Genomic DNA, 14,426 nt, shown 5'->3' on the forward strand with positions numbered 1-14,426 from the left:
GCCCCGGAGATTTGCTCCGGGGCTGAATTTAAAGCGCAATCACTTCAACATCAAAGGTATCCGCTTCATCACAAAATGAAGTTGTTAAAAAGGGAGACTCAATCACTTTAAGCTTCGGCAGGTGACGAATATCCTGCGCAGAGTGCATATCAAAATAGTCTTCACTGCCACTCCAGAGCGGGGCCAACTGGCTATAAATTTCATCACCACCATCTGCACAAAGCTCAGTGATATCGGCTAACAAATGCTGGGGAATACCGAGCTTCTGGAAATAATCTCTGACCTCCGGCATCACCTGACAGGCTTGTTCACTATCAGGATCCATATGAGCGTTTTCCGGCTTTTTGACAAATTCCCAGACATCAAAAGCCGGCCTCAGGGTTTTGTCTTCATACATCAATTTCTGAATCACCATCAGTTTGAAACCCAAATCAGCAAATACGGATACCAGCCCGGACTTTTGCATCAGTTTTTCCCGCGCACTGCTGTCGTATAAGGCTTTATCTTTAAGATCGATTTTAAGCTTCGACTTTAATTTTTTAAGCGCTGGCGGAAGATCGGTGAATGGATTGTTTCTGACATTCACCTTTTTTAATGCCGGCAGATCGGTCAGCCACTCCGGCAAACTGGCCAACTGACACCCCGACAGATCGATTTCCTCAAGAGCAGTCAGCCTGGCCATACTTTCAGGCAACTCACGGATCGGATTATCACTGAGATCCAGCGTTTTCAGCGTACTCAGCTGACCAATAACACCGGGCACCTCGCGGAACCGGCACTGTTTCAACGACAGCGCGGTAAGGGCTGCAAGACTTTCCAGCTCATCCGGCAACTGCGTGAGTGGTTGTGCTTCCAGAGTCAGCTCCTGCAGCTGCGACAGCAATGACCAGCAGCCAGGAACAGCTGTCATTGCCGTATCACTGACCGTCAGATAGCGCAGCTCGGCAAAACCGGATATCAGCGCTGCGTCTTCTGGAGGCAGAGACAGCTGGTTGATCGTCAGTTCTGCCAGCGAGCGGTTGGCTTGCAACAAGCTGATAAGCCCCTGCTTTTTACTCAGTGATGAATTGCTGCAGCTAAAGTGCCGAAGCTCCTGCTGTAGTGCCAGACCAGCACAATCAATTACAGAAAAAGCATACGATAAATAATTCAGCCCGGTATAAGCACTGAGGTCGACGCACTCAGCATAATAAGCAACATACAACGCTTTGACGTCGTCCGGGTCTGCGCCAGAAAGTGTATTGGCATAGAAAATATTGTCAGAAAACTGGTCGTACAAATGACTCATTTGAAATCCATTACCGGAGGCATATTTCACGCAGTATATGGGATTTCCATACAGGCATCGCAGACTAATCAACAAAAATGTCAGTTATGGGGAATGTCTGGAGGATGACCGTCGTCGCAAGCTTCTCCGTTCTCTCCGTTCGCAAGCTCACTTCGAGTCGAACCTCTTACCTCTGCCTCCGGAGGGCACAGCCTTAAGAGTCATTAAATCGCATCCAATTGATTTTAAAAGGTTTTATTCTCAATTCTTTCCAATATTCTTTTCAATTTTATACATCTTTACAAAATTTTTGGTCACAAAAGTTGGCATCACGTTTTAGGTTTTTTGACCACTACCCTCACTTTGGCCGATGTACTTTCTACCTGTTTTCATCAATTTTATGTTCCCGATTATGAAATCCCCCTAAGGGGATAAACTTGCCTTTATCCTCCATGGGGGATATTGTAAGTTCTATCCCTTATAGAGGATATTTCTGATGAAGATCACATCTCCACGTGGATTGGCAGACGCGCTCCAGCAAGCCCGTAAACAGCAGAACCAAACACAGCAGGCCATAGGCGAGTTGGCGGGCACCAAGCAGAGCACAGTGTCTGCTTTTGAAACCTCGCCGGAACATGCACGGGTCGAGACCCTGTTTAAGTTGCTGTCGGCACTTAATCTGGAATTGGTTCTGGAGCCCAGAAGGCAAGCGCCTGCCAGCAGCTCCGCTAATGGTCAGGCCTCGGATCAGGCTTGGGATCAGGAGTGGTAATGGCGGATTTAACGGTTGCTATGAATGGAATAGAGGTGGGCAGGCTCTCTATGGATACCTCCGGGGCCATGTCTTTCCGCTATCTGGATAGCTGGTCTGAGCGGCCAGGTGCGCGGGCGATATCCCTATCGCTGCCATTAAAACGAGAGATTTTTGCGGGTGAGCGGGTATTTAATTTCTTCGACAACCTGCTGCCGGATTCTGATGCCATCCGTGCCAGAATGCAGGCACGATTCTCAGCATCATCCAATCACCCATTTAACCTGTTAGCAGCCGTCGGTCGCGACTGTATCGGTGCAATTCAACTGTACCCTGAGTACGAAACTATGCCGGATGTGCAGCAACTAACGTCAGCTCCACTTTCCGAAGAGCAGATTGCTGCGATGCTGCGCAGTTATCAGCGCGCACCACTCGGCATGGAAATAGATACAGACTTTCGCATCTCGTTAGCCGGTGCTCAGGAAAAAACTGCACTGCTATGGCATAACCAGAAATGGCAATTGCCCATTGGCAGTACGCCGACCAGCCATATCCTGAAATTGCCCATTGGTTTTCTGGAACCACGTAATATCGATCTGCGGCAGAGCAATCATAATGAGTGGCTGTGCCTGGAAATATTAAAAGCGTATGGCATTGATGTGGCGAAGGCTCAGCTCGCCAGTTTTGAAGATCAGAACGTGTTGATTACTGAGCGCTTTGATCGCCGTTGGTCAAAGGATGGCAGTTGGCTGATGAGATTGCCGCAGGAGGATTTTTGTCAGGCGCTTGGCGTATCGCCCGCGCTGAAATACGAGAATCATGGCGGCCCAGGAATAAAAGAAGGTATGGAGTTGTTACGCGGCTCCCAACAGGCAATTCATGACCGTGAGACCTTCTTTAAATTGCAGATATTGTTCTGGATGCTGGCGGCTATTGATGGCCACGCCAAAAACTTCAGCCTCTTCATTGAACCGGAATCCACTTTCCGCATGACGCCGATTTACGATGTGCTCTCTGCCTATCCGCTGATGCGGGCAAATTCGCTGCCTGCTGCCAAGGCCAAAATGGCCATGTCGGTGAAAGGAAAAAGCCGGCATTACCATTGGCAACGTATCGAACCGCGCCATTTTATGAGCACCGCCAAAGCGGTGGGTTTTTCGGTACAGAGAGCACAGCAGTTATTAATAGAGTTGGCGGAGAGTACTACAGCTGTTATCAGCAGGGTTGAGATGCTTTTGCCACATGATTTTCCGGAAGTAATCGCGGACTCCATCTTTAACGGACTGCAGGAGCGTGCTGATTTTATTCGTGAGGTGTAAGGTCGCGTCCTTCACAGGCGCGCGGATCGAAACCAACGTGTTACAAATACAGATGAGGCAACGAATCGTCGCGTCCTTCACGGGCGCGCGGATCGAAACAGACTGTGCTGGCGACTGGCACAAAGCAGCAAGAGTCGCGTCCTTCACGGGCGCGCGGATCGAAACTTTTTGCGCTTAGTCATACCGTCCTCACCTATCCGGTCGCGTCCTTCACGGGCGCGCGGATCGAAACCAATAAAAGCCAGCTCGCCGTTAAAGTAAACTCGCGTCGCGTCCTTCACGGGCGCGCGGATCGAAACAGAGAATGATGCATCAGAGAGTGGGGCTACGTACAGTCGCGTCCTTCACGGGCGCGCGGATCGAAACTGCAACGACTGGCTCGAACACGAATACCACACGCGTCGCGTCCTTCACAGGCGTGCGGATCGAAACATTGCACCCGCGACAACAAAGGCGCGATCATGGGGTCGCGTCACTCACGGGCGCACAGATCGAAACGGGAATGATGTCGCGTTCTTCGCGGGTATTTAGATGGCGTCTTTGCTGCCACAAAGATCTAAGACCTAAGCATCGGCAGTTAACTTAGCTGAGGCGTGGTGGCTATCCCAGATGTCGATAACATCAACACCATTTATGAACAGCGGTCTCCTGAGACAATCTCCAGATACACTGCTTGCATATTGCTCTGACAACGATTATCTGAACTACGATACCAAATGAAACTTTAAAATGTGGCCAAATCAAGACAGCTATCAAAATTAACAGCAATTAGAAAACTGGATTTTTAACGTGGGCACAAAATGTGCCACATTTTGGACACAAGAGGGATTTTGTTAGTAATTACTATTGCCAGAACGGCTTAGGAAGTGGCCCGCCCGAGAGGATTCGAACCTCTGACCTCTGCCTCCGGAGGGCAGCGCTCTATCCAGCTGAGCTACGGGCGGTTTACGTATGAGCAACTTGAGGCTCAGGTCGTAAGTGCCCGCATTGTATACGTTTTTTTCGGGCGGCTCCATAGGTGGAGCTGGCGCGGCAAAACAAGCGGCAGAGCGGCAGTTGTCAGCGCTCTGCCGCGGTCATTACAGCGCCTTCATTACAGCACCGGGTTACCGCAGCCGGCCGGGATGGTGAGGGTCTTGCCATCCAGCTGAATACGGCAGTCGCTGCTTACGTTGTCTGCAGCCTGCATGGCTGGCAGGTTGGCTGTGGTCAGCAGGTCGGCAGCATCGGCCCGTGGTGTGGTGGCAACCACCTGATTACCGGGCAACGGGCTGCCATTACGCAGGTGGGCATACATCTGGTCGAGTGCCTGGCCAAAGTAATAATGCAGGCCGACGTAGCGGGTTTTGTAACCCGGAAACAGGCCATTCAGCAGATCGAGGTGGTGGGCATTGAGCACTTCCACATAGCGCAGATCAGCATTGGCTTTGCTGCCCTGACTCTGGTTAATGGCGAAGTACGGCCGCGATGAATGATTCAGCGGAATAATGGCATCGGCACGCCCATGCACAATGACCGTCGGTACGTTCAGCTTACGCGGGTCAGCGCTTACTTCGGCGATACCGGCCGCTACACGCTGGGCTTTGGTTTGATCAGCAGCGTTAGCTCCTGAAGCCAGATCGCGCAGGCACAGGTGTCCGGCGAGGTTCTGGTCGGCACTTGCGGCGCGGTCTTCGCTGCCGGTTTTATTGTCGATCAGCACGATACCGCCGGTTGGTGGAATACCGTTGCCTGAGGCAAACAGGTCGGCCAGCTGGGTGGTGGTGGCGGAAGTCGGCGCCAGGGGTCCAAATGCCATTGAGAAGTCACACAGATTATCGCTTACACCAAAGCGGCCATAAGCATTGGCATAGGTAACGGCAATGGATTGCGGCACTTTAATGGTGCTGTTGGCGTGCTGGGTAAAATCCTGTTCCGGCACCAGGCCGTAATCGCGCAGCTGCTGCTGTGCATCGGCTGCCAGTTCGGCATCGTCGGCACCGCTGATCAGACCGGCGCTCTGCAGCGCATGGCAACGGGCAGCGCTGCCACTGCCCACGGCGGCAGCATCGGCACCCACACTGGCGCAGGGCTGCAGCACACTGAGCAGGCTGGTGTAGTCGTACAGGCTGCGGCCAAGCTGATTCCACTGATAACTGCCCTGCTGCACACTGTAACCGGCGGCCAGCGACTGAGCTGGCTGTACATTAGGTTCCGATACCACCACAGCGTCAATCAGGCCGCTGCTGTCGAGTTCAGCGGCACGCAGCGAGGCGCCACCACCGTTGGATACACTGGCGGCAATCACCAGCGTGTTGTTACGGCGCAACACCTGCAGGTTTTTACCGGCGTCATTTTCACGGCCGAAATTCTCCGGCAGATTCAGCACATACATCGCGGCCTGAGCTGCCTGCAGCACAAACAATCCCCAGTCTTTTTCCGGGTTGGCACCAGAGTGCGCGTGTTTATAAGCCACACGGGCAGGATAAGTGGCACTGAAATCATCCAGACCGGCATCGCTGGCGGTAAAGTGCGAGGCCGTACCAGCTGCCGTTGCGCTGGCCAGAGTACCGTCGGCCAGTATCACGGTATCGGAGTCCAGATCGTGCGCGCCGTTACCGGTGCCTTTATCGGTCAGCGCTACCGCGCAGCCGTTATTCAGACCCCATTCGGCCGAGGTACCGATGGCTCCGTATACCCCGCGCGAACCGGATGAAGCGCCCACCACCAGACAGGCATTATGCGGATCAAAGCTGGCAGGAATCTGCACGGCAACGGTCACGTTACGCTGCACACCGTCGCCACTGTCGGTGAGGAAAACGTATTCTTTACCGGCGATTTTTCCGCCGTGAGCCTGCACTTCTCCCCGGTAAATATTAGGGCCGTACAATCGCCCGAAGCCGCCTTCGGTGGTGGTATCAAGCAGCGCGCGGTAATTGCTGTAAATGGCTTTACGGCGCAGCTCTGCGGCCGTCGGATGTTGCGCGTCGGCATAGGCCGGTGCAGCACCCTGTAAACCACTGACGCCAAGGCCAGCGGTCAGCAAATCATCACTGACGCCATCGTATTCTACCGCCGTCAGTGTGCCCTGAATAAAATCCGGGCGGATATTAAATGGGGTGTTATTGTCATCGCCGCCACAGGAGGCCAGCAGAACAGCACCGGTGAGGGTCAGCAGGTGAATGGGGTATCGGGCAAACATAGGCAATCTCCGTTGTGTTTATTGTTTTCCGGATACCCGCCGGGACAGCACCTCCGCCGGGTATAAACGGTACGGCGAAATCAGAGGCGCAAACCGCCATCAACCTCGACAATGCGGCCACTGATATATTCATTTTCCAGCAGGTATTGCAGCGTGTGGGCAATATCATCAGCCTCGCCCATACGCTGCAGCGGAATCTGACGGGTCATTTTTTCCAGCGCTTCCGGTTTCATATGCGCGGTCATATCCGTAGCAATAAAACCCGGTGCAATAGCGCAGACACGCACGTTGTAACGGGCCAGTTCTTTCGCCCATACCACCGTCATCGACGCCAGTCCGGCCTTGGCCGCCGAGTAATTCGATTGCCCCATATTGCCGGCCATGGAAATACTGCAGATATTAACGATGCAGCCGCCCCGCTTCTGGCCAACCATCTGTGTGGCCGCCGCACGGGTGCAGAGAAAAGGCGCGGTCAGATTAACGTCAATAACCGTCTGCCACTGGCTGAGACTAAGGCGTTCCGTTACTTCGCCATCACGTACTTTCAGCAGCAGACCATCGCGCAATACGCCGGCGTTGTTCACCAGTGCATCCAGCTGACCAAATTCGCGCACGATAGCGGCAAAGGTATTTTCCACCTGTTGTTCGTCCGCCACATTGCACGGATACGCCGCACAACAATCCGTGCTGTAACCATGCTCCTGCGCGGCTGCCGCACAATGGGTAAGCGCTTCGTTAAGCTTGTCGGCATTTACGTCCAGCAATGCGACACGGGCACCGCGGGCAACAAGACGGCAGGCCATCGCCAGACCGAGTCCCTGGGCGCCGCCGGTAATAGCAACCACTGCATTGGCAATATTCATGAGCTCTCCTTTATCGGTAATAATTAACTGCGTACTGCTGGCCGCAGCTGCAGACGCATAGGCTGCGAACGGAAAATCGCTGCCGGCATCGGTCGCAGGTCATCAGCAATTAATGGGGTAAATGGCAGAAAGCGCAGTACATCGCGCTCAAGATCAACGCCCGGTGCCAGCTCACATAATTCCAGCCGCGCTGTACCATCGGTTGCACGCTGCAGGCGGAATACACAGCGCTCGGTGATATACAGCACACGCTGATTCCGGCTCAGTGCATAAGCACCGTTAAAGGTCAGGTGTTGCACCTGGCTGACAAACTTGCCCAGCCCTTCACTGCGCTGGCAATCAACCTCGCCATGATGAATCTGCGGTTGCACACCGCCGGCAAAAAAACTGCCGAGGAAAAACACTTCGCGGGTGTTCTGGCTGATATTAATAAAGCCACCGGCACCCGCCAGGCGTGAACCAAAACGACTGACATTCACGTTGCCGCAGGCATCGGCTTCGGCCAGACCAAGAAACGCCTGATCCAGACCTCCGCCATCGTAAAAATCAAACTGCGCCGGCTGATCAACCACCGCCTCAGCATTAGCGACAGCACCAAAACTTAAACCGCCGGCGGGCAGACCACCGATACCACCGGGCTCAATGGTGAGTGTCAGCTGGTTTAAAACCTTTTCTTCGCTGGCTACCCGCACCACACTTTCCGGCATCCCAATGCCCAGATTCACCACTGCCTGATCACGTAATTCCAGTGCCGCGCGACGGGCAATAATTTTGCGGATACTGAGTTCATCGCTGGGCAGATGATCCGACACACGCACGTCACCGCTGTAGGCCGGATTATAAAATTCAGCAAAGGTCTGAAAATGCTGATCACCACTGGCGAGCACAATGTGATCGACCAGAATACCGGGAATAACCACCTGCGACGGATGCAGCCGGTGCTGCGATGTCAGGCGCTCAACCTGCACAATCACTTTGCCACCGCTGTTACGTACGGCCTGTGCCAGCGCCAGACTTTCCAGTGGCAGCGCTTCTTTTTCCATGGTGATATTGCCGCGCGCATCGGCAGTAGTGCCGCGTAAAAATGCAACGGTGATAGGAAAGCTTTTATAAAACAGAAATTCTTCTTCACCGATGCAGTGCAGCTGCACCAGAGATTCCGGACTATTGGCATTAATACGTCCGCCATCATGACGCGGATCGACAAAGGTATGCAGACCAACCCGGCTCAGCAGGCCAGGTTTTCCGGCAGCGATATCACGGTATAAATGCGAAATAATGCCCTGCGGTAAATTGTAAGCCTCTATTTTTCCTTCCACCGCCAGTTTTCCCAGCGCCGGAACCAGACCCCAGTGACCACCAATAACCCGCCGGACCAATCCTTCGTGGGCAAAATGGTTCAGCCCTTTTTCTTTACCATCCCCCTGTCCTGCGGCATAGACCAGCGTCAGCCACTGAGGGGATTGCTCCTGCAGAAAACGTTTTTCCAGAGCGATGGCAAGTTTCTCCGGAAAACCAATACCCACAAAACCGGAGGTCGCCAGCGTATCGCCATCCTGCACAAGAGCAGCCGCTTCAGTGGCACTGATAAGTTTCGGAAAATCCTGATAGGACACAATAAAGACTCCGGAAAACTGAAAAATGGCAGAAAAATAACGCTCTGCAACATCACTGAATTCTAGTTTCCGGCAATACTGATAAATATCGTACTTTGGTACGACCAGCGAAAATAAATGAAAAATAAAATCATAAAAAAGCCGGACATATTACTGCCCGGCCTTTTTTATTATGAAAAATTAATTACAACGGCCAGCCTGATACACACCTGTGCTGCCTGATTTAACCCAGGTGTACACACCGGATACCGCTCCCAGAGAATCATTCCCGCCAGTGCTGTAATACCCCATGCTGTAATACGCACGCCCGGCCTGCTGGTGTGCAAGGTTGGTGCTGTACCAGTCATCGCAGTTATCGGGCTGCGGATCGGGGTCAGACGTACCATTACAGGCTGCCGGTTTTTGTGCATACCAAAGCCCCGCTTCACCTTCGGTCAGGGTAACACTGCCCCAGCTGTCGTAAGCGTAACCAATATCCTGCTGGTCACCATTACTGACAGCGCGCAGACTGAAACTGCCGCCTGCAACCGCACGTCCGGCACTGATATGCGCAGCCGGACTGGCGCTTATTTCGCTGCAGGTTTCCAGAGGTGCATCAGGGTCAATCACTGTAATAATGCGGCGTACCGATTTACTGCCCGCGTTGTTTTCTGCACTGTAATCGCAGTGGTATTCGCCAACAGCGGCGGTATTTACATTACAGGTGGCAGTAACCGTTAATGTACCACTGGCATCACTGCAGCTGGCACCGGCATCACTGAATACGGCTCCCAGATTCAGTTGTTGTGGATTATCGCCATAAATAACACATACCGGCTTACCTGTAGTGCCACCGCCATTACCTGTCTGGCGGTCAAAGAAATCCCAGATAATATCCGGATAGCTGGGGCCGACCCGTACCGACCACTTACCGTTATTGCCGTCTTCACCACCAACCCAGTAATGGCCATGATCGGTATCCTGAGTGTTGGGCGTAGCCGCCGGGCCATTCAGAAAAACCGTTTCAACTACCGATGCACTGCCGCTGCTGCCATCCAGCGTGTAGGTATTGTGTATGCAACCATAATTATTCTGGTAGTACGGCGAACAGTCCTGGCTATCTGCCAAGGCTGCCGTCGGATTAGTAAAACCGCTGGCACCAAATACCTGCAGGTGGGCATCGCGGATATTACGTCCGGCCTGTGCCAGTACGGTGCAGTCATTTTCATTTTGCAGCACCATCAGAGGAATAACCCGGTTACTGTCTATTTCGTTGCGCATATCCTCAGCAACCCGTGCAACCGAGTGAAAAGTGGCATAACCCGGACACTGGCCGCTGAGCGATACCGAAGCAGAATCTTCACCATAAGGCAGACCGGCAACCGTTGCTGCGGCAGTCCAGTATTCATTATGTGCCGTTGCTGCAACAACGGTCATGGCACCACCGGAAGAAAGACCGGTAATAAAACGGCGCTGCGGATCAATGCTGTAATCAGCTTCAACACTTTCTGCAATACGTTTTAAATCTTCTACTTCACCACCACCCTGATGGCGTTCGTTATCGAACCAGAAACCCCAGCAGTTTTCATTACGCAGGCCGTCGTAACGGGTAATAAAAGGAGTAACCAGAATAAAACCATAACGGTCGGCAGCTGCCGTCAGCCCCCAGTCGTTCAGTACATCATTCTGATTCTGTTTGCAGCCATGCAATGCCATTACCATCGGCGCAGCACTGCTCAGGCCATCCGGCTGATACACACTGTACTGACGATTTTTGGAACCACTGTAGCTTTCAGCGGAAAAGGTATAATCGGTTCTGGTTCCGGCTTCAGCCAGCATACTGCCTCCCAGTAACAGGGCGGCGGTATAAAACCAGGTTATTTTTTTAATCATGATTCTGCTCCATCGTTATATTTATTGGTGCGCACACAAAGAAAGCTTTGGTGTAACTTCATACTAGGAAGCGATGGCAGCAGGCACATCTTACTTTGGTAGGTTCTCCTCCGGTCATATCCGGCGAACAACACAGTAAAAAAAGCCCCTGGCGAATAAGGAAGGAGAGCTGACACAAACAATGCCAGGGGATGCGACGGGCGCGAAAAATCTGAGCCGGGGGAGACAAATCCCCGGCTCAGTAAAGAACATCAGAATGCCAGTTTGGCGAACAGATGCAGACGACTGAGTTTGCGGTCTTCAGTCTGGGCATTACCTTCAGCCTTGGCCTTGGTCGCAGAAATAATTTCGGCACCATAGCTTAATGGCTTGTATGGGTTGTAAATCAGGTTGGCATGTACCGAGCTGAAATCACCCATGTCTTTACCGTCAATTTCGCTGCTGGTCTGGGCATAGCGCAGGGTAGAACGCAGGGTATCGGTAAATACATGCTGGTAGGCGACTTTAAAGCCGGTCTGTTCCGACAGTTCAATGCTGTCGCCAGAGAAATCATAGGCTGCTACATCACCAAAGTTCATATAGCCACCAAGCCCCTGACCGGAGATGACTGCAAATTTAACGTTATCTCCTCCCAGATTAACCCGTCCGGAAAAACGTGCCGCAAGGGCCATTGCAGAATCGTCTTTAACGCCGGTATCGTCATTCAGTTGCTGCGCTAATACACCGGCAGACAGATGACCAAAAGAAGTTTTCATGGTGTATTTAGCCACCAGATCCGGCATTACCGGGTCTGCGGAGTTTTTCGGTTTTTCTGCTGCCAGATCCAGAGTCGCATCACCCATCTGGACGCTGTAACGGATCAGAGGCTGACGGGTAAAAATACGTGCTGCCGGGCCACCAAAATCAGCTGTTTCGGCCAGCGCGCCCAGATCCATAAAGGTGGACCAGGTCTGACCGATGGTCAGGTTATTATGCTGCATATAGGCATGACGCAGGTTAAACACATTCTGGCTCGGGCCCGAATACATATCGCCTTCAATCACTGCTTTCAGATCACCCACCGGAGTACCGGTGCTTTTTGAGGTGAAATTCAGGCGTGATTCCCAGGCTGACATATACAGATCGCCTTCTTCATCATCGGCTTCATCGGCATTCAGTGTCAGCAGCGCCTGCTCCCGCAAGCCACCCGTGGCGTCATTTTCAGAATTAAACAGCATGTCTGCTTTTACATAGCCGCTGAAGGTATTTTCAGTTTTAACTTCCGCCTGTGCGGCAACCGCACCAAACAGAGCTGCAGTACATACCGCCAGCGCCAGACGGTTGGCCTTATTGTTATTTTGCATCATGTCTTCCTACCCTTTAGATGATGTGAAATTACGGATCACAAACAACCAGTCTGTATCCGCACAGTGCAGGTAATTCCTGCGGAGCACGATTAATATAGGGCGGGGAAAGTAACGGGTATCCCGTAAAATAGTAGGGACTGTTGTGGTTTATGAGCAGAAAATGCCAATCTGCGCCAGACCGTACTTATCATTGAAAATTCGTTACCAAAACAACCTACTTTAGTAGGTAGAGGGGGTGTTAGTGTATTGCCTGCAGGTCAGGACGACGGTTAGAGTCATAGCCGGATAACGATAAAAACAAGGCGGGCCCATGTATCAGATACTTATTGCGGACGATCATCCGCTGTTCCGTACAGCGTTGCGTGGTGCGCTTGCCGAGCTGAAAGAACCCTGCAACATCAGCGAATGTGAGACTTTCGATCAGGTTCAGGAAAACCTGCGCTCAGGCGATACCGATCTGTTGTTACTCGATTTAAAAATGCCCGGCAACAATGGCCTTATGGGGTTAATGCGTATTCGCAGTGAGCACCCGCAACTGGCGGTTGCTGTTGTCAGCGCCAGCGAAGACCAGTCTGTTATCGGCAGTATCCGCAGCATGGGGGCGCTGGGATTTATTCCCAAGGCATCATCACCAGTGGAGATCCGCGCTGCCGTTGAGCATATTTTTTCAGGTGGTATCAGCTTTCCCGAATTCAGCCACACGAAATCTGATCTGGCCGAAAAACTGCGCCAGCTCACACCGCAGCAATTACGCGTATTACAGTTTATTGCCGAGGGTGCACTGAACAAACAGATTGCCTACGCCCTGAATATCAAAGAAACCACGGTTAAATCCCATATCAGCGATATTTTCCGAAAACTGAATATTAATAACCGCACTCAGGCTGCGCTGATTGTGCAGGAGTTGGCGATTCCGGATTGATGCTAACGGATATTTTTGCGGTGCATGCCGCCCAAAGAAGGACCAGTTGAAGATTTCCCCTGGCAAAGCCTCTAGCTCTTTGCTTCATTCAGCTACAATAGCATCCTACTTCCTTTATTGACTTAATTCCTTATGCTGTACAGTATGTAATCAATCAGTAATTTTTGTTTAAATGGATGTCGATAAAATGGCAAAATTGAGAGTGTTCATTAGCTCTACCTTCTACGATTTAAAGTACGTTCGATCTTCAATTGAAGGATTCGTTGAAAGAATGGGTTATGAACCAACGTTATCAGAAAATGGGCGAATCGCATACGACCCTGATATTCCTCTTGATGAATCTTGCTATCGCGAAGCATCTACTGCAGATATATTTGTTCTTATCGTCGGCGGTCGCTATGGATCATTGGCCAGCGATGATAGAACAGAATTAAGTGGAGACTTCTACGAACGTTATGAAAGCATTACAAAGAAAGAGTATGAGTCTGCGGCAAAACGTGAAATACCTATGTATATTCTCGTAGAAAGTCAGGTTATGTCTGAATTTGAAACATATAGGAAGAATAAAAATAATAAGAATATTGATTATGCGCATGTTGATTCAGTCAATGTATTTAGATTTCTTGATATAATTTTATCTAGACGCCGCAACAATCCTGTCTATCAATTTAGTCACTACAATGAAATTGAAAGCTGGTTAAAAGAACAGTGGTCTGGGTATTTTAGAGAACTAATCAATAGGAGATCAGAAAGTAAACAGCTGCTCTCATTAAATGATAAAGTTGCTGAACTTTCAGCTATTAATACTTCACTTCAAAGATACTTGGAAGAGGTCGTTTCAAGTTTAAGCACTCCAGAAAAAGCTCAGGAAATTATTAAGAGTGAACATAAGAAGCTGCTCGAAGAAAAGGTCATTCGCGAGTTTTCTAGTATATCATTGGTTAGGGAGCTTGTTGACTTCGGAAATCTCAATTTGGAAGAAGTAATAGAGGCATATGGTAGCGCAAAATCCTTAGAGAACCTCGCAGAAATGTTGGGAGAAATTTCTTCTGGGTTTGTGAATGCAGACGCGGCGGTAGATCATTGGAAAAGAAATCCAGATGTTGTGGATAGGATAAATAACGGAAGGTCTATTCTTGGTAAAAGCAGGCTGGATTTTGAGTAGTTTTTATAAACCTTTGGTTATTAATTAAAAAACTGGTGACCGGGTAGTTTTGTTTAATGTACAACTTTGACTCCTAGCGCCATCCGGCGCTAGTGCTTCTATTGCCAGTTCCATGTGACATTTT

10 protein-coding genes, 1 tRNA gene, 1 pseudogene and 1 CRISPR repeat array are annotated in these 14,426 nt (G+C 51.0%); of the genes and pseudogenes, 5 read left to right on the forward strand and 7 right to left on the reverse strand.

Going from position 1 to position 14,426, the window contains the following annotated elements; all coding sequences use genetic code 11:
* Nucleotides 1-28 precede the first annotated feature (28 nt).
* Nucleotides 29-1,288, reverse strand: coding sequence for a leucine-rich repeat domain-containing protein (locus HUF18_RS02760; protein ID WP_225691052.1), 1,260 nt, complete (start codon nt 1,286-1,288; stop codon nt 29-31).
* A gap of 475 nt (nt 1,289-1,763) precedes the next feature.
* Here HUF18_RS02760 and HUF18_RS02765 point away from each other — a divergent pair, with 475 nt between their 5' ends.
* From HUF18_RS02765 to HUF18_RS02775, 3 genes and pseudogenes are all read left to right on the forward strand, one after another.
* Nucleotides 1,764-2,039, forward strand: coding sequence for a helix-turn-helix domain-containing protein (locus tag HUF18_RS02765; protein WP_225691053.1), 276 nt, complete (start codon nt 1,764-1,766; stop codon nt 2,037-2,039).
* Nucleotides 2,040-2,059: 20 nt separating this feature from the next.
* Nucleotides 2,060-2,335, forward strand: a pseudogene (locus HUF18_RS02770) (HipA N-terminal domain-containing protein); the annotation flags it as partial.
* A 30-nt stretch (nt 2,336-2,365) separates the two neighbouring features.
* On the forward strand, nt 2,366-3,337 hold the full coding sequence (locus HUF18_RS02775) for a HipA domain-containing protein (RefSeq protein ID WP_225691488.1): 972 nt from the start codon (nt 2,366-2,368) through the stop codon (nt 3,335-3,337).
* 1 nt (nt 3,338) lies between these two features.
* A CRISPR array of direct repeats spans nt 3,339-3,835; the repeat unit is 32 nt; unit sequence GTCGCGTCCTTCACGGGCGCGCGGATCGAAAC.
* Between the two features lie 369 nt (nt 3,836-4,204).
* Here the strand turns inward: HUF18_RS02775 and HUF18_RS02780 are convergent.
* The 6 genes from HUF18_RS02780 to HUF18_RS02805 all read right to left on the reverse strand — a co-directional run bounded on the left by HUF18_RS02780 (nt 4,205) and on the right by HUF18_RS02805 (nt 12,215).
* Nucleotides 4,205-4,281: transfer RNA gene (locus HUF18_RS02780), tRNA-Arg, on the reverse strand.
* A 149-nt stretch (nt 4,282-4,430) separates the two neighbouring features.
* Nucleotides 4,431-6,518, reverse strand: a complete 2,088-nt coding sequence (locus HUF18_RS02785) for a D-(-)-3-hydroxybutyrate oligomer hydrolase (RefSeq protein WP_225691054.1) — start codon at nt 6,516-6,518, stop codon at nt 4,431-4,433.
* Nucleotides 6,519-6,598: 80 nt separating this feature from the next.
* Entirely contained in the window at nt 6,599-7,381 is a 783-nt protein-coding gene (locus tag HUF18_RS02790; RefSeq protein WP_225691055.1) for an SDR family oxidoreductase, read from the reverse strand.
* Between the two features lie 23 nt (nt 7,382-7,404).
* Nucleotides 7,405-8,997, reverse strand: a complete 1,593-nt coding sequence (locus HUF18_RS02795; RefSeq protein WP_225691056.1) for an acyl CoA:acetate/3-ketoacid CoA transferase — start codon at nt 8,995-8,997, stop codon at nt 7,405-7,407.
* A 180-nt stretch (nt 8,998-9,177) separates the two neighbouring features.
* Nucleotides 9,178-10,869: an extracellular catalytic domain type 1 short-chain-length polyhydroxyalkanoate depolymerase gene (locus HUF18_RS02800; protein ID WP_225691057.1), complete on the reverse strand. Its 1,692-nt coding sequence runs from the start codon at nt 10,867-10,869 to the stop codon at nt 9,178-9,180.
* 251 nt (nt 10,870-11,120) lie between these two features.
* Nucleotides 11,121-12,215: a DcaP family trimeric outer membrane transporter gene (locus HUF18_RS02805; RefSeq protein ID WP_225691058.1), complete on the reverse strand. Its 1,095-nt coding sequence runs from the start codon at nt 12,213-12,215 to the stop codon at nt 11,121-11,123.
* A gap of 310 nt (nt 12,216-12,525) precedes the next feature.
* Between HUF18_RS02805 and HUF18_RS02810 the strand changes: the two genes are divergently transcribed.
* Both HUF18_RS02810 and HUF18_RS02815 read left to right on the forward strand, forming a co-directional pair.
* A complete protein-coding gene (locus tag HUF18_RS02810; protein ID WP_145467926.1) occupies nt 12,526-13,137 on the forward strand; it encodes a response regulator transcription factor in 612 nt (203 codons plus the stop codon).
* Between the two features lie 172 nt (nt 13,138-13,309).
* Nucleotides 13,310-14,302 carry a DUF4062 domain-containing protein gene (locus HUF18_RS02815; RefSeq protein ID WP_225691059.1) on the forward strand — a complete coding sequence of 331 codons (993 nt, stop codon included), beginning with the start codon at nt 13,310-13,312 and terminating at the stop codon, nt 14,300-14,302.
* The last annotated feature ends 124 nt before the right edge of the window (nt 14,303-14,426 follow it).

The sequence above is a fragment of the Thalassolituus sp. ST750PaO-4 genome (assembly GCF_020320405.1).
In the GTDB taxonomy this organism is placed as follows: Bacteria; Pseudomonadota; Gammaproteobacteria; order Pseudomonadales; family Oceanobacteraceae; genus Venatoribacter; species Venatoribacter alkanivorans.

Coding starts and splice junctions, on each gene's coding strand:
- HUF18_RS02760 (WP_225691052.1), bottom strand. CDS start 1,288: ATGAGTCATTTGTACGACCAGTTTTCTGACAATATTTTCTATGCCAAT.
- HUF18_RS02765 (WP_225691053.1), top strand. CDS start 1,764: ATGAAGATCACATCTCCACGTGGATTGGCAGACGCGCTCCAGCAAGCC.
- HUF18_RS02775 (WP_225691488.1), top strand. CDS start 2,366: ATGCCGGATGTGCAGCAACTAACGTCAGCTCCACTTTCCGAAGAGCAG.
- HUF18_RS02785 (WP_225691054.1), bottom strand. CDS start 6,518: ATGTTTGCCCGATACCCCATTCACCTGCTGACCCTCACCGGTGCTGTT.
- HUF18_RS02790 (WP_225691055.1), bottom strand. CDS start 7,381: ATGAATATTGCCAATGCAGTGGTTGCTATTACCGGCGGCGCCCAGGGA.
- HUF18_RS02800 (WP_225691057.1), bottom strand. CDS start 10,869: ATGATTAAAAAAATAACCTGGTTTTATACCGCCGCCCTGTTACTGGGA.
- HUF18_RS02805 (WP_225691058.1), bottom strand. CDS start 12,215: ATGATGCAAAATAACAATAAGGCCAACCGTCTGGCGCTGGCGGTATGT.
- HUF18_RS02810 (WP_145467926.1), top strand. CDS start 12,526: ATGTATCAGATACTTATTGCGGACGATCATCCGCTGTTCCGTACAGCG.
- HUF18_RS02815 (WP_225691059.1), top strand. CDS start 13,310: ATGGATGTCGATAAAATGGCAAAATTGAGAGTGTTCATTAGCTCTACC.